Below are 19,174 nucleotides of genomic sequence, written 5' to 3'. Positions count from 1 at the left end.
CATCGTGCGCGACGGTTAGAACGCGACGATGTCGAGGTAGGCCTTCCGGAACGTCTCGACCTGCGGCAGGGTCGCATCTTCGAGCGAAGGCGCGTATCCCACGAAGGCGTCGGCGCTGGCGATACGCTTGACCGGCGCATCAAGCCAGGCGAAGCACTCGTCGGCGATCTTGGCGGCGATTTCCGCACCGTACCCCCACGAGAGGGAGTCCTCGGTGGCGACGATCACGCGACTGGTTTTCTTGACGCTGTTGAAGACTGTTTCCTGATCCCAGGGCGAGAGCGTGCGCAGGTCGATGACCTCCACGCTCGGTCCGCCTTCCTCGGCGATCTGATTGGCCGCTACGAGGGCACGTTGCACCGTGGCGCCGTAGGTGACCAGCGTGACGTCGGTGCCGTCGCGCAGCACGTTCGCCTTGCCGAACGGAATCATGAAATTCGGGCCTGGGTAGCGGCCTTTGTTGTACGTCTGGCGATACAGGTGCTTGTGCTCGAGGAACAGTACCGGGTCTTCGCTGCGGATGGCGGTGCGGAGCAGGCCGTTCGCATCGAGCGCGTTGCTGGGGCACACCACGCGCAAGCCGGGGTTGTGCGTGAACAACGACGCACCCGTTTGTGAGTGATAGATGCCGCCACGGATGTAGCCGCCGTACGTGGTGCGAATCACCACCGGCGCGCTGAACGCATTGTTCGAGCGCCAGCGCATGGTGGCGAGTTCGTCGCGGATCTGCATGAACGCGGGCCAGATGTAGTCGAAGAACTGAATCTCGACGACCGGCTTGTAGCCGCGGTGTGCCAGACCGATGGCGCGACCGAGAATGTTCGCTTCGGCCAGCGGCGAGTTGTACACGCGGCCGCTGCCAAACTTGGTCTGCAGGCCGTGCGTCACCTTGAACACGCCGCCCTTGCCCTTGACCTTGCCCAAGTGCTGCTCGCGCGACACGTCGGCTACGTCTTCACCGAATACGAGAATGCGTTCGTCACGCGCCATTTCATCGCGCATGCAGGCGTTGAGCAGGTCCACCATGGTGGTCGGCTCGCCCGTGAACTGCGGATCGTCTTCGGTGTCGAACTGTTCGGCCGTGGGGTCGACATCGGGCGAGTACACGCCGAACAGGACGGTGTCGGCGCCAGGCTGCGGCTGCTCGAGCGCGTCGTCGGTCGCCGCGAGAATCTCGGCGTCAACGGTATCACGCAGCGCCTGCAGTTCTTCTTCCGTGGCAAGGCCTTCAGCCACCAGATACAGCGGGAACGTGGTGAGCGGATCGCGCGCAGCGTCGGCATCGCGCTCGTCCTGCGGACGATAGAACACTTCGTCGTCAGAGAGCGAGTGGGAGTACGGGCGAATCACCTTGGCGTGCACGAAGGCCGGTCCGTTCCGTTCGCGCGCGTACGTCACGGCGCGGTCGAGCGCGGCGTACGATGCGAGGAAATCGCAGCCGTCTACCTCTTCGATGTACATGTTCGGGAACGAGGCCACGAGCTTCGAGATCGATCCGCCGGCCGTGTTCACTTCCACCGGCACCGAGATCGCATAGCCGTTGTCTTCCACGAGATACACCACGGGCAACTTGAGATTGCACGCGGTGTTGAGGGACTCCCAGAACTCGCCTTCGCTGGTCGTGCCGTCGCCGGTGGTCACGAGCGTCACGTCATCGCCCGGGAACCCGTCGGTGAGGTTGCCCTGTGAGGCGCGCAGCGTGGACTCAGCGTTGCCGACCGCCTGCAGGAACTGCGTTCCGGTGGGTGACGAGACCGACACGATGTTGAGATCCTTCTGCCCCCAATGGCTCGGCATCTGCCGACCACCCGAGTTCGGATCGATCGCGGCGCCGACGGCGCTATACAACATTTCGGCGGGCGTCATACCGAGCTGCAGGCAGAGCGCCCGATCGCGGTAGTACAAATAGAACCAGTCGTACGACGGACGCAGCACCATGCCAGCCGCCGTGAGGACGGCCTCGTGACCCGCGCCGGAGATCTGGAAGAAGATCTTGTTCTGGCGCTTCAGCTGAATCTCTTTGTCGTCCAACCGGCGCGACGTGTACATCACGCGGTAGGCGTTCACCATCTGCTCGCGCGTCAGCGCGGGCTCGGCGGCGGCTCCCTTGCGGGGGCGGCTCGGGCGGGTCGAAGTGGCCATCGAAGTGATCTGGAGGGCTGGAGACAGACAACCCCTAAACTTAGCGCGGGTCGCGAGCGGAAGGGACTTTCTGCGGCCGGGATCATGCAGTGCTTGCCGTGCGTACAATTCGGGGACAGCTTGGCAGGACGGTCCTCACTCTCTGGTGACATCTTATGCACGCACCCACTGCTCCTATGACGCCGTCCAGCGGCCACTGCATTTTCTGCGACCTGATTCGGGGCGCGGCCGAAGTGTCGATCTGTTACGAAGATTCGGTCGCGATCGCCTTCCTCGATATTCAACCGGTCAACCCCGGGCACGTGCTGGTCGTCCCTCGTGAGCACTACGAGGTGCTGCAGGATATCCCGAAGGATGTCGGTGCCCATCTGTACCAGGTGGCGGCCAAGCTGATTCCGCGCGTGCAGACGGCGTCGGGGGCGACGGACATGAACATTGTCGTGAATTCGGGTGCCGCCGCCGGTCAGAACGTGATGCACTATCACATTCACCTGATCCCGCGGCGCGAAGGCGATGGGTTCGATGTGCCGCTGCCGTTCCCTGGTTCGCAAATGCCGAACCGGCAGCAACTCGACGGCATGGCGGCCCGTATCGGGAGCATGCTCCGTGACCCGCTCACGAACAGCGGCATGAAGCGCTAAGTGGGAAATGCTGTAACGGTCCTGCTGCTGTCTTGACGGGAGCAGGAACGTGATCGTATAGTCGCGGGGTCAGACAGATCGTCACAGCGATCGCTTCAGCTTTGGTGTGCGTGTCCACCCGGTTTTCCAGGAGGATGATGCGTTCCACTCGCGGTAGTTCCTGCCCGTGCCCGTCGGCCCACCCGCCGGCACGCTCCCGGCCCTCATCGCGCCGGCTCGTTCGCACCGACCGTACGCCACGCCCCGTCGTGAGGCTCGCCGCCTCCGCCGGGGCGTCGTCACTTCGACCACAGGTGGCGGCGCAGGTAGCGGCGAAACAAGCCATGCGCCGCGCCGCCCTGCGCGACTGTGGGCAACGCTGCGTGTACTGCGCGGCGCGACTCGATCACCGTACCGCGACCCTCGATCATGTCGTGCCGTTGGCGCGCGGCGGGGCGTATGACCCGGGCAACCTGGTGACAGCCTGTGGCCCGTGTAACCGGCTCAAGTGCGATATGCTCCCGTTCGATTTCTTCGCCCGCCATCCGTGGGCGGGAGCGAACTTCGTGCGGTACGCGCGGTCGGTACATCGGGCCCTCAAACGTGGTGCGCGGCGCGCGGTGAGTCTGGCCTTCGCGCAGGCGGATATGATGGCGGCGTAGGGAGGCTGGGAGAGGCGCAGCCGCACGGTCGCACTCGCGTCTGCGAGGCGGGCATGCGACCATTCGACATGCCTTTCGGTACGCTTCGTTCTCTGGCGCTGAGCGCCTTGGCTTTCTTGTTCGCGCGTACGGCGTCGGCGCAGGGTGTGGCGCCGCCGTCGCCGTTGCCGCTCGTGCCGTCGGATTCCGTGCTGCGCCTCGCCGTCGACCCGGCGCGCGCCATAGGGCAGCCGTTCGTGGTGCTGCTGCAGGAATCCAGTTTTCGCGTGGAGGCAGACGGACGCTGGCTACAGCGCAACCGGCGGGCGGTGCAGGTGGTCGACGAGAACGCCGCGCGCGGCCTGGCCGAGCAGGCGTTTGCGTTCGCGTCGTCACATCAGACGTTGACCATCGAGTGGGTGCGCGTGCTGCGCACCACAGGCGTGGTCGTGGCCGACAAGCCGGCGCAGATACAGGACGCCGACGTACCGGCGGCGATGGCGAATCCGATTTATCAGGATCAGCGCGTGCGTCGCCTGTCGCTGGCGGGCGTGAGCGCGGGCACGGTGGTGGACATTGCGTGGTCGGTGAAAGAATCCGCCCCGCCGCGTGCCGGCGATTTTCTCTTCCGCGCGGGATTGAACGGCCCGACCTCCATCCGACGCTCATTGATCGAGCTCGACGTGCCCGAGGGGTACGCGCCGAATATCGTGGAGCGCAACCTCACGGTACAGCGACGCGACGACATCGCGAACGGACGTCGCCGCTATACGTGGACCGCAAGCGATCAGCCCGGCATACGCGGCGAACCGTTCGCGGCCGATTCGAATGGCGTGGTGCAAACCATCACCGTGGGACCTCGCAGCACGTGGACCGAGATCGCGAGTTGGTATCACGGGCTGTCGAAGGATCGCTACGCGCTCAGCGCGAGCGCGGCGTCGCGTATCGATTCGGTGGTGAAGGCCAGCGTGGCCCGTACGAAGCTCGACACCGTTCGCGCGGTGCATCGCTTCGTGGCGCAGGATATCCGATACCTCTCCGTTGCGCTCGGCATGGGCAGCTATCAACCGCGCACGCCCGACGAAGTGCTCTCCACGTCGCTTGGCGATTGCAAGGACAAAGCAACGCTGTTCGTGGCGGCGCTGCGTCGGTATCGCATTGCCGCGAACACCGTGTTGCTCTCGCTGTCGCAGCGTCCCGATCCAAACGTGCCAACGGTGTTCCAATTCAATCACGCCATCGCCGCCGTGCGTGATGGGGCGAATTGGATGTACACTGACTTGACCGCCGAGGCGATTCCATATGGTGAGCTGCCCGATGCGTATCAGGGGAGCTTCGCGATCATCATCGGTGACGACGGCGCGGCGCAACGGGTGATGCTGCCGGTGCGGCCCACGGAGCGCAACGTGTCGTCGCTGCAGCTCACCATGCAGATCGGCGCCGACGGACGCGCCGTGGGACGCGCAGTCGAGCGGGCCGAAGGATCGCCGACCTACGGGCTCCGGCTGGGGCTGAGCACCCCGCTCGATTCCACCCGGCGCGCGGCGTTCTCCCGATCACTCACCCAGCGCATTTTTGGTGCGGAAGTAACCGGGAATCCCCGGGTGGATTCGCTGGTGGTTTTCAATGGCCGCGATTTGGCGTCGTCGGCGCAGATCTCGTACGCGGTGTCGGCCGACGAGCTCGTCCGCACGATCGGCACGTCGAAAGTGCTTTCGGTGCCGTCGGTGGTGCGCGGACCGGCGCGGAGCTTCCGCACGGCGCTCCGGGAACTCGAAAGTCGCGGCCCACGGCAGCTGCCAATCGACGCGAGCCGGATTCTTGCACCGATGGCCAATATCACCGAGTGGATCGTGACGCTACCGCCGGGCTGGACCATTGACCTCCCGGCGAACGTGTCGGCCACGAGCTTCTTCGGCAGTTACAGTTCGACGTGGACGCAGAACGGCCGCGAGCTGCGGCAGGTGCGTCGGTTGCAGGGACAGCGTGGTATTTTCGGCCCCGAGCGCATTGCCGAAGTGTTGGTGTGGCTGCGCACGGTCGGGGCGGATGATCAGGACTTCTTAACGGTGAAGCCGGCAGCGGCGCCGTAATCGCGGAGAGAGAACAGATGCGTTGGAGCCCAGGTGGACGAAGCGACAATCTCGAAGATCGTCGTGGCGCGAGTGGTGGTGGTGGATTCCGCGGCGGCGGCGGCATGAAGCTGGGGCTCGGCGGCACTGTGGTGCTGCTCGTACTCAGTCTGATCTTCAAACGTGATCTGCTCACGGAGTTCAGTGGCGGCGTGCCCGGTGGCGAAATGGCACCGGCGTCGCAGTCGGCCCCGGTGACCGACGCCGGCGAAGAGAAGATGGTGGATTTTGTGTCCTTCGTCCTCGATACGGCGCAGGTCACGTGGCACGCGCTGGTGCCGGGTTACACCGACGCGCGTCTCGTGCTGTTCCGAGAAGGCGTACGATCGGCGTGCGGCGACGCCAGCGCGGCCTCGGGGCCGTTCTATTGCCCGGGCGATCAGCGCGTGTACGTCGATCTCTCGTTCTTCGATCAGCTCGATCGTCAGTTCGGCGCACCCGGTGATTTCGCGCAGGCGTATGTGTTGGCGCATGAGATCGGACACCACGTGCAGAATCTCACGGGCACCGAGAAGGCCATGCGCAACGCGGTGCAGCGCAATCCGGCGGCAGGCAATCAGCTGTCGGTGGCAATGGAGCTGCAGGCTGACTGTTATGCGGGTGTGTGGGCGCACTCCGCGGCCCGTAGCGGCATCATCGAAGCCGGTGATCTCGACGAAGGCCTCGGGGCGGCGGCCGCAGTGGGTGATGACCGACTGCAGAAGATGTCGACGGGGCGGGTGAACCCGGAGTCGTTCACGCACGGCTCGAGTACCGACCGGAAGGCGTGGTTCCGCAAAGGCTTCGATTCGGGCGATCCGCGTTCGTGTGACACGTTCGGACAGGGACGCTGAGTCCGTGAGTCGCGACGATGCCTACGCGCCGCGTGTCGGCGTGCTGGAAGAGCAGACGTGGCCGGCGATGCGCGACGGTGATTGGCCGGTGGCGCTCTTGCCCTTCGGCGCCACGGAACCGCACAACACGCATTTGCCGTACGGCACCGACACCATCATGGGGCGTGAAGTCGCCGCGCGCGTCGCGGCCGCGTGCGCGGCACAGGGCGTTCGTGTGGCGGCATTACCCGCGGTGCCGTTCGGCGTGAACAGCACGCAGCTCGACCTGCGCTTCACGATCAACATGATGCCGAGCACGCAGCTGGCGCTGTTACGTGATGTGGTGAAGAGTCTCGAGCCGCATGGTGTGCGGGCGTTGGTGCTGTTGAATGCGCACGGCGGGAATGAACTTCGCGCGCTGGTGCGCGAGCTGCAGCCGAGCACGACGATGGTGCTGGCCATCGTGAATTGGTGGCAGGCCGGTGATCACGGCGTGTTCGACAGCGCGGGCGACCACGCCGGTGAACTCGAAACGGCGGCCATCATGCACGTGGCACCGCACTTGGTCGTGCCCGACCGCAACACGTGGGGCGATGGCCATGCCAAACCCAGCGTGTTCGACGGCGTGCGCAGCGGCTGGGCGTGGATGCCGCGTCGCTGGACGCAGGTGACGGCCGATACCGGTGTGGGCGATCCGCGGGAAGCCACGGTGGAGAAGGGCGCCGCGTTCGTGGCGCAGGCGGTGGAGCGGATCGCCGCGTTCTGCGTGCAGCTGGCGGGCGCGGACGCGAATGCAATGTGGGCGGACCGCTAAGCGCGTCTCCGTCGGGGAGCCGCGCCTCGCGGCACGCTTACGGCACGACGGTGATGAAACGCTGTACCGAGTCGAGTGGAGTGCCTGGGCCGACGTACAGTGCCGTGCCGATCAGCCGCAACGTTTTCACACCGGGCGCAGAAAAGCGGAGGGATACGGTATCTAGATAGTCTCGAGGCACGGCGGGACAGACGACGTCTCCGGAAGGCCGGCGATGAAAGACTTCCATCCGTGTCACGTCGCCTAGCTGCTGTACGTTCACGCCAGCCGGCCGGTTGCACTCGACAGCGATGCTGCCACGCGCCTTGAGAATTACCTCGACCGGTATGCCAACCCTTGCTGAATCCGGCGCAGCGATGAGCTCCCCCCGGCCAATTTCAAGCAAGGCAGGACCGGTGATATAGCGATCGGCGTTACACGCGAGTAGCAGGGCCACGCTGCAGCCGACCCAGTGCTTCTTTGTCATTGGATTTCCGCAAAGGGTGCCATCAGACTACATGCGCGCGAGGTCTTTGCACGCGATGCGTCAACACCATCCACAACCGATTGCTCCGTTTACCGGAATCCAAAGAGGTCGATTTCGCTGCGCAGCCGCGCCGTCGAAATCTGTCGAGCGCCGCACGCTGACAACGGCGCCTCGCACTCTTTCACAAGAGGAAAGGTCGGCCGCCTTTCTGGCATCACTCGAACTCATTCAAGCAAAATGACCTTCTGGTATCGACCTACGGCGCGAGTCGCCGCCGCAATCGCCTTGGCGGCTATGACAGCTTGCATCGCTGGGGCTCAATCGGCGGCACGAGTCGCACTGTCTCGAGAAGTCGTGCTCGACGGCGCCACTGAAGATTTTAGCGAAGTGAATGGCGGGCGAGTAAACGGCCGAGGCGATATCGCGCTCACACTGCGTCAAGACTTCCAGGTTCGCATCTACGACACAAGCGGCAGGCGCATTGCTGCAATTGGTCGGCGCGGAAGTGGTCCCGGCGAGTTCCAAACACCGCAGGTCCAAGGGTGGAATGCCGACACAGTGTGGATCTATGATTTTGGACTTCGTCGTCACTCGTTCTTTACGAGGACCGGTCAGCTCGTGCGTGTCACACCATTGGAGACGGCGCAGAGACAGGTGCGCGTCATCAACGAAGGTAGCGAGGCAAGACTCGTCGACTTTTCCCCGAGCGCGCGGCGGGCAGACGGAAGCCTGCTCGGAGCAGGAACCATACTGCGTACATCGGGCGGAGCGCGTAGTGCTCGAGAGCTCGTCGTCGCCAGCTATTCGACGGACGGCACAGCTCGCAAACTCGCAAGTCTAGAGGCTGACCCTCGTTGGGAGCAGGCTCTTGCCTCTACGAACATGGTCGCAACCTCCCCGAACGGAGATGAAGTACTTGCCGTGTCCGTTTCTGATCTCTCTCTGACAGGTTCGAGCGTCCTTCTTTCTCGTATGAGCGCGAGTGGTAGTGTTCTCTCGTCCACGCGCCTCCCGTATCGCGGGCTCGAATACCCGGCGGCTAGGCGAGATAGCATCTTGCGCCGCGGCGTCGGTGTGGATCGGAGCCGCAGCGTCCCCTCATCGATGGTCCCGTCGGTCATACCTCCGGTCTGGGGAGCACTACTCCGCAACGACGGCATGGCGCTATTGACCATGCAGGACACCCCTGACTCGCTCAAGGTGGTGATGGTGGATCGGAAAGGAGTGGTCCGCGGCGAATTCCGTCTGCCGAAAGGCCATGAACTCTTGGCGGCACGGGATGCGCACGTCTGGCTCCGCACGTGCAATAGCGACGATATCGTCAGTCTCGTACGCTACCGATTGCGCTGCAACGGTAAGCAGGCATGCTGACGCAAACAGGTGGACGGCAGTGCGCCGCGTCAGCGGCGCAGATCCACCGTCTGCGCCGCGTTATCGCCGTCGCCGAAGTACAACGAGTGTCGCTTCTCGCCGGGCATCGATAACAGCACCACGATATTGGCCTGACTCGGAAAGAGCTCGGCCAGCAGCGTGTTGCGAATGGACAACGTGCCCGGTGCACGCGCCGCGTCGAACTGCAGCAGGTACCAATGCACCGTGCCGCCCACTGGGTCCTTGTCCACGCCCTGCTGCACCAGCGAGGCCTTGAGCGTACGACCGTCGGCCGACACGCTCACCTTGGCGTTGAAATACGCCGTGAACAGCGAGTCGGCCTTGGCGTCGCGGTCCAGCGCGAAGGCAGGGCGACGCGCATAGGCGCGCAGCCCCTTCTCCAGATCATCACTGAACAACCGCACCTTCCACATCACCGTGCCGGTCTCGACGACGGCGCGCGTGTGCGTGCTGTGCACATCGTGCATCACACGAACACCCGCGTCGCGGCCACCGAACAACAGTGCGGCCAAGGCCAACGTCGCCAGCTTCACGTGCGAATCCCTTCGTTCATCCGATCGGGCGCGTGCTCACGCCCTTCGTGAACGTGTTGTTGGTGCGATCCACGTCGGCGTAGCCGGAATCGGGATCGGCCGTGACCTTGGCGATCTCCTTGTCGGAGAAGAAGCCGTACTCGTGTGACTTCTCGTTGTTGCGCCACACTTCAGCCGGCATCTTCACGCGCTCCTTGGTGCCGTCGGTGTACTCGATCTCGAGCTCCAACGGCAACACGAGCCCACCCTTGTTCTCGGCCGTGATGCGGTGATAGAACTTGCCGCGCTTGGTGGTGCCGGCGAAGGCCTGCGCGTCCTGTGACTCAACCTTGGTGATGGCTTGATCGTTGTTGTAAGTGCTGTAAAACCACCCACGCCAGAAGTAATCGAGGCGTTCACCGGCGCCGCTGGCCAGCGTACGGAACAGGTCGGCCGGCTGCGGATGCTTGAACATCCACTTCTTCGAGTACTCCTGAAACGCGAGGTCGAAGCGCTCGGGACCCAGTACCTTCTCGCGCAGCATCACCAAACCGGCGGCCGGCTTGCTGTAGCCGTTGTTGCCAAACTGCCGATGAATGAAGTCCGACTCGGTCATGAGGGGCACCTGGTCGGCGTCCTTCATGTAGTTCACGATGTTGGGCGCGGGGCCGCGCAGGCGCGCCGCCGGCCAGTTCTTGTCGTAGTCGAGTGAGCTGTAGTACTCGAGGAACGAGTTGACGCCTTCGTCCATCCACGTCCACTTTCGCTCGTCGGTGGCCACGATCATCGGGAACCAGTTATGTCCCACCTCGTGAATGGTCACCGAGGCCAGCGCGTACTCCTGATTCTTGGTGTACTTGCCATCAGCACCGGGGCGCCCGCCGCAGAAGGCGATCATGGGATACTCCATCCCGCCCACCTGACCGTTCACGTTCGACGCCTGCGGATACGGATATTCGAACGCCATGCGGCCGTAGCTGCGCATAGTCTGTGCGATGGCCTTGGTGGAAATGTCGCTCCACAACGGCATCGCGTCGCGCGGATACACCGAGTGCAGCTCGATCGTGCGACCGGCGGGCGAATAGCGGAAACCCGCGGCATCCCACACGAACGTCTTGCTGCTGGCCCACGCGAAGTCGCGCACATTCTCGGCCGTGAAGCGCCACGTGATCGGCGCCGTACCGGCCGGACGCGCGCCGGGTGTGGCCACTTCGTTGGGGCGCACGATGAACACCGACGTGTCGCCGGCCATCGCCGTGGTCAGGCGCGTGCGCTGCGTGGGCGTGAGCACCTGCAAGGGATTCCTGAGCGTGCCGGTGGAACGCACGATGTGATCGTGCGGCACCGTGATGCTCACGTCGTAGTTGCCGAAGTTGAGATAGAACTCGCCCTGGCCCAGGAACGGGTCGTTCTGCCATCCGGTCACGTCGTCGTAGACAGCGGCGCGCGGAAACCACTGCGCCACCTCGTAAATCCAGCCGTCCTTTACCTGCTCACGCACGCCGCGGCTGTTGTTGCCGCCCTCGGGTACCACGAACGACCAATCGATGTCCACCACGGCCTTGCCGCCGGTGGGGATCGGCGCGTCGAGGTTCACGCGCATCTGTGTGCCGTTCACGATGTAACGGGCCGGCTTGGCGGCTTGGCCGTTCACCGAGACCAGCGCTACGCGCGTGATGTCATAGCCGCCCACGGGCTCTTCCTCGGGCAGCAGGAAGTGACGGGCCTGCGGCGACAGCGTGGCCGGCAGCGCCGACTTCGTCATATTCGCGCGGCTGGTTTTCGCTTCGATGTTCTGATCGAGCTGGAACCACAGGTAGCCGAGCGGCTGTGGCGAGTTGTTGTGGTACGTGATGCGCTCCGAGCCCTTCACCGAATGCGTGGTGGTGTCGAGCGTGGTGCGGATCACGTAGTCCACGCGCTGCTGCCAGTAACGCGTGCCCGGTGAGCCGGACGCATCGCGGAAGTCGTTCGGCGACGGCCATTCGTCGAGCGCGCGAAACGACGACTTGTTGACCTTCGTATTCGGCTCGGCGTTGAGCCACTGCTGCGCGGGCAAGGCCGTTGGCATTGCCGTAGGCAGCAGCGCGAGCGCGACCGCACAAAAGCGGAGAGGGAATCGCATGCGACGGATAGAGAGATTTACGGTCATGACCAGGCACGAAGGCGCTGGACCAGCAGCATGAGCGCGAGACCACCGGTCACGCCCACCAGTATCTGTACCCACCGACGACGTTGAAGTATCGCCGGTACCAGCGCAGCGCCAATGGTGAGTACGATCGACAAAATGACGAGCTGCCCCATTTCGAGACCGACGTTGAAGGCCAGCAACGGCAGGGCAATACTCTCCTCGTCACCGAGCAACGCACGTAGGTACGACGAGAACCCGAGACCGTGAACGAGTCCGAACAACAGCGCGATGCCGTACCGCTTCACCGTGGCTGGATTCTCCGGGCGTTGCGGGGTGGCCGACGTATACGCATCGAGCGCCGTGAACAGAATCGTGGCGGGGATGAGTGTTTCCACCACATTCGACGACACCGACACCAGTCGCATCGTGGCGAGCGCCAAGGTGAGACTGTGGCCCAGCGTGAACGCCGTGACCAACACCGCCAGGCGGCGCCAGTCCCGGATGCCGAACGGAATCGCCAACGCGACCACGAACAAGATGTGATCGTAGCCGGCCAGATCGGCGATGTGCCGAAAGCCGAGCTCGAGGTACACGCGAAACTCGTTGAGCATGCTTTACGCCCGCACGATCACTACGCTGATCAATAGTCCACCGGTCGCAGGTACGATTCGCCGATGCCGGACTGGCTCACCAGTGCAGTGGCGGGCGGCCGGCGTTTCCAGTGTGTGCCGTTCAGGCGCTTCGACACCAGCGTGAGTTCGTCGCTCTGAAAGCCGCGCGAACGCATGGCCTCGTGCGAAAAGCCGTGCAGCATGCCGTTCAGGATCTCGTCGGCGCGTGCGTAGCTGATCCCGAGATCGCCCTCGTCGGTTTGCCCGGCGATGAGATCGGCGGTGGCCGGCTTGGTGATGATGATGTCGGGAACGCCCAAGTGACGGGCGAGGGCCCACACCTGCGTCTTGTAGAGGTCACCGATCGGATTGATCGGCGGGGAGTCGTCGGCGTGCCAAGTGAAGTAGCCGAACAGCCGTTCTGTCTTGTTGCCAGTGCCCAGTGGCAGCGCACGGTACCGCGCCGACAGATCAAACAGCGCGATCATGCGGGTGCGCGCCATGATGTTGCCGCGGCGCGAGGCGTCGGCGTCGGGTTCGGCAGTAAGGTAGCCGTCAACCGCGGGGCTGATGTCGACCGTGCGCGACTCGATGCCGAGGGCGTCGATCACCAACTGCGCGTGATCCAACGACTCGGCGCTCGATGTGCGATACGGCAGACGAATACCGATCACGTTCGCACGGCCGAGGGCGCGCACGGCCAGGAACGCGGTGACGGCCGAATCGACGCCGCCGGAGATGCCGATGACCGCCTTGCCGAAGCCGCGTCGGGTGAGTTCCTCACGCAGGAAGCCGGTGAGCCATTCCTCGGTCATCTCGGCGTCAATGGCGAGCGGCGGCGGCCCACCGTGGTCGCGCATTTCGTGCCGGATCACGGGTAGCGACTCGGGAATCGCGCGCACGATCGAGTTGGCGCGCTGCAGTGCTTCGGTGGGGACGGCAAATTCCCCGGTGGTGAAGCCACGGGCCCCGCGCAGCAAGTCGGCCGCGGCGGGCTCGGGTCCGTCGTACGACAATGACATCGGCGCGCCGTCTTGGATCCGACGGATGTTGTCGAGCACGTGCGGTAGCGCGACACGCAGGTCGCTCAGCAGCGGCCCGTCGGCGCGGGCGCGCACGAGATCATCGAGATCGACCGTGAGTGATACGAACGATTCATCCCACACCGGCGCGCGGCCACGCACGTCGCCACCGGGGCCGACCAGGTGCGACGTGCCGAAGAAGCGCTTGCCGCCTTCGGAGCCCACGAGGTTCACGAAGCTGGTGTAGACGCCCTGTTCTTCGGCGATGTCGCGAATGAGCCGCTCCCAGCGGGCGGCACTGTAGGGACCGGCAATGCCGTCTTCACGCGGCCAGATGCCGCGGGCGGGGGCCGCCGACGACACGAACACCACCTGCGCGCCGTCGAGGGCGGCGATGGTGCCACTGATGGAATGCCAGGCGTCTTCGCACACCAGAATGGCCGCGCGACCCCACGGGGTCTCGAAGGCGCGGATATCCGTACCGCGTTCCACGAAGCGCTCTTCGTCGAAGAGCCCATACGTGGGCAGGTAGTTCTTGCGGTGCACGTGCCGGATGACGGGCGGCCCGTCGTCGAGGCCGATGGTGAGGTAGGCCGCGCTGTTGTGCAGCGTGTCGCGCCACCGCTCGTAGAAGCCGATCACAAGGTCCATGGCGACGCAGTCAATGCCGGCCGCCGCGCAGGCGGTGCGGTAGGCCTCATCGAGATCGTAGGCCAGCGCACCGGCGGTGCAGGCGACCTCGCGCACGGCGCCTTCCACGAAGTAACCCGACAGAGCCGTCTCGGGGAAATGCACGACCTGCGGGCGCGGATCAAGGGTGGACGCTTGCGCGCACAGGCGCCCGATACGGGCGAGGTTGGCGGCTACGTCGCCTTTTCGGGGGGCGAACTGGCACAAGGCCAGCGTCAGCGGACGAATCGGATCACCAGGCATGCATGCAAACTAGGAGGATCGCCTCGGATCGACTACGGTCAGCGTGTGGTTCCGGGTGGCGCCAGGCGCGACGCAGGCCGTGAACCGGCTCACCGTCGCGCGTGTACAATTCCCCCATGCGCTCTCTGAAATCCCGACACGGTCGTTCTCGTCTGGCCGCGGTGCCCGTTGTGTGCCTGCCCCTCGTACTGGCTCTCCTCCCGGCTGGTATGGCGGCACAAGTCGCACCGGGTTCCACCGGAGAGGCGTGGCAGATCGTCACGCCGGCACAGGCCACCTTGGTGCTCGGCCGCGATGGCTCGCTGATCGGAGAGTTGGGCCGGGAGCGTCGCATCAGTGTCGCGCTGCGCTCGCTGCCCAAGTACCTGGGGAATGCCTTCGTGGCCGTGGAAGACAAGCGCTTCTATCAGCATGACGGCGTTGACCTGGTCGGCGTGGCCGGTGCCATCAAGGACGCGGTCACCAAGGGCAATCTCCGCGGCGCCAGCACCATCACGCAGTTGCTGGTGGGCAACATGCACCCCGACCTCATTGATCGTCGGGATGTGTCGGCGGGGCGCAAGTTGCGCGAACAGCAGGCCGCGCGCGAAATGGAGCGCCATTACAACAAGGAACAGATCCTGGAGGCGTTTCTCAATCAGATCTCCTTCGGACGCGGCGCGTACGGCATCGAGATGGCGGCGCGACAGTTCTTCGGGAAGGGTGCGGCCGAGCTCACGCTGGCCGAGGCGGCGTCGCTGGCGTCGATGCCCAAGAGCCCCGTGCAATACGATCCGGCCCGCTATCCCGATCGCAACCGCACGCGCCGCAACACGGTGCTCGCCCTGATGGCGGAGCAGGGGTACATCACCGCCGCGCAGTTGGCGGCGGCGCAACGCGAGCCGGTCCGTACCGTGACGACGACGCGCTCACCGGCGCCGTGGGTGGTTGACGTGGTGCGCGTGCAGGCCGAGCGGGCGGGTATTGCGGTCATGCAGGGCGGGTATCGCATTCACACCACGATCGACGCCGCGTTGCAGCGCGCCACGCAGCAGGCGCTCAGCGGTGGACTCGACGAAATCGAAACGCGCCCCGGTTTTCGCGGACAGCGCTGCGCGCGCGTGGCTGGTGATACCGTGGCCACGGCCGCGAAGAAGGCGAAGGTGGAAGCGTGCCTGGAAGGCGCGGCGGTGGTGCTCGATCCGACCACGGGCGACGTCCGGGCGCTGGTGGGTGGGCGTGACTACGCGCGGAGTTCGTTCAATCGCGCGGTAGACGGCAATCGGCAGCCCGGATCGAGCTTCAAGGCGTTCGTGTACGCGCAGTCGATCGCGCAAGGATTGGCGGCCAACGCCATGGTGGCCGACACCGCGCTGCGCATCCGGCTCGACAACGGGCAGATCTACAGTCCCGACAACGCCGACAACGCGTTCCTGGGCGCGCTGACGTTGCGTGAGGCGCTCACGAAGTCGCGCAATCCGGTGGCGGTGCAGCTCGCGCTCGCCGTCGGCATGGACTCGGTGATCGCGTTGGCGCGCCGCGCCGGACTGCGCTCGCCGATCTCGCCGTACCCCTCGAGTGCCCTGGGGGCGAGCGTGGTGCAGCCGCTCGATTTCGTGGCCGCCTATGCGAGTTTTGACAATGGTGGCGTGGCCGTCGAGCCGCGCTTCGTGCAGCGCATCGAAGATCGCAATGGCCGCACGGTGTTCACGCCGCAAGTGGCACCGCCGCGATCGGCGATGGATCCGCGAGTGGCCTTCATCATGCGCGACATGTTGCAGGATGTGGTCACGCGCGGCACCGCGACGGCGTTGCGCAAAATCGTGCCGTCGCGTATCCCGGTGGCCGGGAAAACGGGCACGACCAATGACAATACCGATGTCTGGTTCGTTGGCATGACGCCGGAGTTGGTCACGGGCGTCTGGCTGGGCTTCGACAAGACGGCTATGATCTCGCCTGGGGCGGTGGGAGGCACGCTGGCGGCGCCGATCGCGGGGCAGATCATTGCGGCGGCCTACGGCAATCGCGCCAGCGGCGTGTGGACGCCGCCGCCGGGCGTGGTGCCGGTGGAGCTCGATCGGGCAACAGGGCAGCCGTCGGATGGTGCGACGCCGAACGATCGACGCTATGTGGAGTGGTTCATGGCGGGGACGGAACCGGGAGCGCCGGTGTGGCCGTGGAGCTTGTTTCGGCTAGGGCCGATCGGGTACTAAGCACTGGCTCAGTGGTCAGTTTTCAGTGGTCAGATTTCTGGCGTCAGACTGTTTATAGTGGTCAGAGTTCAGCAGCTACAGTCCTCAGTGTTGAGCGGGTTGGAGAGACTCCGTAAACGTACGGGGGGGTGAATTGCGTATTCACCCCAATGGAATGCGGTGGTGCAGGGGTCGACTATTCGCTGCATGACGCCCTCTGATGTTCTGCCATTTCGTCGCCCGGTTGGTGCGCACGGACATTCCCACGAGATGCCACGCACCGCTGGAAGCGGCGGCGGTACCGGGATCGTGATGATGAACCTTGGGGGACCGGCGACGCTCGACGAGGTGGAGCCGTTCCTGCTGCGCCTCTTTGCTGACAAGGAGATCATTCAGCTCCCGTGGCAGGATGTGTTGGGCAAGTTCATCGCAACACGGCGGGCGCCGAAGGTGCGCAAGTTGTACGACGCGATCGGGGGTGGGTCGCCGATCCTCACCTGGACGAAGGCGCAGGGCGACGCCATGTGTGCGCGGCTTGACGAAATGTCGCCCGACACGGCCCCGCACAAGTTCTACGTGTCCTTCCGCTATACCACGCCGTTCGCCGACGATGCGCTCAAGGCGATGAAGGCCGACGGCATCACGCGCGCGGTGGCGTTCACGCAGTATCCGCAGTGGTCATGCTCGACCACCGGTTCGAGCCTAAATGACTTGTGGCGCGCGCTCGATCGTACCGGCCTCCAGGACGCATTCACTTGGAGCATCATCGATCGCTGGGGCGAGCACGAGGGCTTCGTACGCTCGATGGCCAGCGCCATCGACGACGGCCTCGATCAGTACGCCGATCACGAGCGTGATGACGTGCTGGTGCTGTTCAGCGCGCATTCGTTGCCGCTCAAGGTGATCGACCGCGGTGATGCGTATCCCGCCGAGATCGCGGCGTCGGTGAGCCGTGTGGTGCAGGCGGCCGAGTTGCGCAATCCGTACATGCTGAGCTTCCAGTCTGAAGTGGGCCCGGTGCGGTGGCTGGGGCCGAGCACGGAGATGATGATCAAGCAACTGGCGGCGCGCGGGCAGAAGAATGTACTGGTGGTGCCGATCGCGTTCACGAGCGATCACATCGAAACGCTGTCGGAAATCGACATCGAATACGGCGAGTTGGCACATTCGCTTGGCATGACCGGATTCAAGCGCGCGCCGTCGCTGAATGCACGCACGGAGTTCCTCGATGCCCTGGCCGATATCGTGAACGGCCATCTGGCGTCTGGGCAGCCGCACAGTACGCAGTACAAGCAGAACTGTCCGGGGTGCACCAACGCCGCCTGTCGCGGATTGCCGTCGAAGATGACGACACAGGGCAAACGCGATGTCTCTTTGGAGTCCGCGGCGAGTCGCTGACGTGTTCCTTCTGCCGTTCCATGTCATCGGCTGCTCCCACGAACACAACGACGTTGAAGCCGTGGGTCGATTACGCGTGCTGCCCGCGCAGTTGCCGGCCCGGCTCGAATCCTTGCGCGCGCTGGGCATTCCGGCCGTCCTGGTCAGCACCTGTCATCGCACCGAGCTGTACTGGTGGGGCGACCATGACCCGTCGGCGTGGTTCAGCATGATGCTGGCGGAGTGCGGCGTATCCGGCGTCCAGCTCGAGCGGAAACGCGCCGACCTTGCTGTTCGCCACTTGTTCGCGGTGTCCGCGGGTATGTGCTCGTCCCGTTTCGGCGAACCGGAGATTCTGGGACAGGTGCGGCGCGCGTGGAGCACGTCGCGCGAGCTCGGCGCGACGAACGCGCTTATCGACGGCGTGTTCCGCCATGCGGTTGACGCGGCGCGCCACATTCGCGCGGCCATCGGTACGTATGCCAGTGCCTCGCTCGGCGTGCGGGTGCGCGAGGCGCTACAGGATCTCGTCGAGACCCAACGCGACGTTAGTGAAGTCCGCGCCGCGCCGCTGCCATTGCATGTGCTGGTGATCGGTGCCGGCGACGCGGCGCGCACGGTGGTGTCGTCGCTCGCCCACGGCAACAAGACGACCGCGTTCGTTCTCCACGTCACGAATCGTACAGACAGTCGTGCCGCGCTGCTGGCGAGCACGTACGGCGCTGCGCATGTACGGTGGGACGGGCGCGAGCAGGCGATGTCGACAGCCGACGTCGTGATCTTTGCGGCGCATTCCACGACGCCGCTCGTGACGTCGGTCGAGGCGCGCGCGCTCCTGCGCGATCGCGCGGCCCCGTCAATCTGGATCGACCTTGGTGTGCCGTCGAATGTTGGGAACGCGGCCGACCTGCCAGTATCGGTGCAGTACGTGGATCTCGACTGGCTGGCCATGTACGCGGGCGAAGTGCTCGGTACCGCCGATGTCGCGGCGCGGGCCCATCTCGCATTGCAGCGCGAACTCGCGCGCTTTGCCGGCGTCATGCATCGCCGCCAGGTCGGCGCGCGGCTGGCACTGCTCGAAGAGCGGGCCGTCGACGCCGCGCGCGCGGCGCTGGAATCACACGCGCTCACCGCCGGAACGGATGCGAGCGCGGAACACGCCGCCGATGCCATGGCGCGACGCGTGACCCGATTGCTGCTGCGCGAACTGACTGCGCTGTCGGCGTAGCGGGTTTGCTCGAACAGCGAAAAGCAGCAGCGAAAAGCAGCAGCGAAAAGCAACAGCCAGAACACGGAGTCGGCGGATTGCGCAGACATCACAGATAAGCAAACGGCGATTTTTTAAATCGTTATCGCTTTCTGTCTATCTGTGATGTCAGTGTCATCTGCTATCTCCGT

At 64.8% G+C, this 19,174-nt stretch carries 15 protein-coding genes; 9 read left to right on the top strand and 6 right to left on the bottom strand.

Features of this window, described 5'->3' with window-relative positions:
- Nucleotides 1–15 precede the first annotated feature (15 nt).
- Complete coding sequence (locus RMP10_RS06235) at nucleotides 16–2,142, bottom strand: dehydrogenase E1 component subunit alpha/beta (RefSeq protein ID WP_310569506.1); 2,127 nt, start codon at nucleotides 2,140–2,142, stop codon at nucleotides 16–18.
- 176 nt (nucleotides 2,143–2,318) lie between these two features.
- Here RMP10_RS06235 and RMP10_RS06230 point away from each other — a divergent pair, with 176 nt between their 5' ends.
- From RMP10_RS06230 to RMP10_RS06210, 5 genes are all read left to right on the top strand, one after another.
- On the top strand, nucleotides 2,319–2,783 hold the full coding sequence (locus RMP10_RS06230) for an HIT family protein (protein WP_171227442.1): 465 nt from the start codon (nucleotides 2,319–2,321) through the stop codon (nucleotides 2,781–2,783).
- 323 nt (nucleotides 2,784–3,106) lie between these two features.
- A complete protein-coding gene (locus tag RMP10_RS06225) occupies nucleotides 3,107–3,424 on the top strand; it encodes an HNH endonuclease signature motif containing protein (protein WP_309672628.1) in 318 nt (105 codons plus the stop codon).
- Between the two features lie 53 nt (nucleotides 3,425–3,477).
- Entirely contained in the window at nucleotides 3,478–5,496 is a 2,019-nt protein-coding gene (locus RMP10_RS06220; protein WP_310569505.1) for a DUF3857 domain-containing transglutaminase family protein, read from the top strand.
- Between the two features lie 17 nt (nucleotides 5,497–5,513).
- Nucleotides 5,514–6,368, top strand: coding sequence for a neutral zinc metallopeptidase (locus tag RMP10_RS06215; RefSeq protein WP_310569504.1), 855 nt, complete (start codon nucleotides 5,514–5,516; stop codon nucleotides 6,366–6,368).
- Nucleotides 6,369–6,372: 4 nt separating this feature from the next.
- Nucleotides 6,373–7,161 (top strand): creatininase family protein, encoded by a 789-nt coding sequence (locus tag RMP10_RS06210; RefSeq protein WP_310569503.1) that lies wholly within the window; start codon nucleotides 6,373–6,375, stop codon nucleotides 7,159–7,161.
- A gap of 37 nt (nucleotides 7,162–7,198) precedes the next feature.
- Here the strand turns inward: RMP10_RS06210 and RMP10_RS06205 are convergent, their stop codons facing one another.
- Nucleotides 7,199–7,627 carry a hypothetical protein gene (locus tag RMP10_RS06205; protein WP_310569502.1) on the bottom strand — a complete coding sequence of 143 codons (429 nt, stop codon included), beginning with the start codon at nucleotides 7,625–7,627 and terminating at the stop codon, nucleotides 7,199–7,201.
- Nucleotides 7,628–7,981: 354 nt separating this feature from the next.
- On the opposite strand from RMP10_RS06205, the gene RMP10_RS06200 reads away from it, so the two are divergent.
- Nucleotides 7,982–8,998 (top strand): hypothetical protein, encoded by a 1,017-nt coding sequence (locus RMP10_RS06200; protein WP_310569501.1) that lies wholly within the window; start codon nucleotides 7,982–7,984, stop codon nucleotides 8,996–8,998.
- 29 nt (nucleotides 8,999–9,027) lie between these two features.
- On the opposite strand, the gene RMP10_RS06195 is transcribed toward RMP10_RS06200, so the two are convergent.
- The 4 genes from RMP10_RS06195 to RMP10_RS06180 are packed head-to-tail and all read right to left on the bottom strand — an operon-like array spanning nucleotide 9,028 to nucleotide 14,228.
- On the bottom strand, nucleotides 9,028–9,552 hold the full coding sequence (locus tag RMP10_RS06195; RefSeq protein ID WP_310569500.1) for a DUF6702 family protein: 525 nt from the start codon (nucleotides 9,550–9,552) through the stop codon (nucleotides 9,028–9,030).
- A gap of 16 nt (nucleotides 9,553–9,568) precedes the next feature.
- Entirely contained in the window at nucleotides 9,569–11,656 is a 2,088-nt protein-coding gene (locus tag RMP10_RS06190; protein ID WP_310569499.1) for a M1 family metallopeptidase, read from the bottom strand.
- Nucleotides 11,657–11,679: 23 nt separating this feature from the next.
- Nucleotides 11,680–12,273: a HupE/UreJ family protein gene (locus tag RMP10_RS06185; RefSeq protein ID WP_310569498.1), complete on the bottom strand. Its 594-nt coding sequence runs from the start codon at nucleotides 12,271–12,273 to the stop codon at nucleotides 11,680–11,682.
- A 29-nt stretch (nucleotides 12,274–12,302) separates the two neighbouring features.
- Nucleotides 12,303–14,228 carry an NAD+ synthase gene (locus RMP10_RS06180; RefSeq protein ID WP_310569497.1) on the bottom strand — a complete coding sequence of 642 codons (1,926 nt, stop codon included), beginning with the start codon at nucleotides 14,226–14,228 and terminating at the stop codon, nucleotides 12,303–12,305.
- Between the two features lie 116 nt (nucleotides 14,229–14,344).
- Between RMP10_RS06180 and RMP10_RS06175 the strand changes: the two genes are divergently transcribed.
- From RMP10_RS06175 to RMP10_RS06165, 3 genes are all read left to right on the top strand, one after another.
- Nucleotides 14,345–16,420, top strand: a complete 2,076-nt coding sequence (locus RMP10_RS06175) for a PBP1A family penicillin-binding protein (protein WP_310569496.1) — start codon at nucleotides 14,345–14,347, stop codon at nucleotides 16,418–16,420.
- Between the two features lie 249 nt (nucleotides 16,421–16,669).
- Nucleotides 16,670–17,797 (top strand): ferrochelatase, encoded by a 1,128-nt coding sequence (hemH, locus tag RMP10_RS06170; RefSeq protein ID WP_310569495.1) that lies wholly within the window; start codon nucleotides 16,670–16,672, stop codon nucleotides 17,795–17,797.
- 1 nt (nucleotide 17,798) lies between these two features.
- A complete protein-coding gene (locus RMP10_RS06165; RefSeq protein WP_310569494.1) occupies nucleotides 17,799–19,004 on the top strand; it encodes an NAD(P)-binding domain-containing protein in 1,206 nt (401 codons plus the stop codon).
- Nucleotides 19,005–19,174: the final 170 nt, after the last annotated feature.

It is taken from the genome of Gemmatimonas sp., from assembly GCF_031426495.1.
Taxonomy (GTDB): Bacteria; Gemmatimonadota; Gemmatimonadetes; order Gemmatimonadales; family Gemmatimonadaceae; genus Gemmatimonas.
This window is presented reverse-complemented; position numbering and strand designations above follow the sequence as displayed.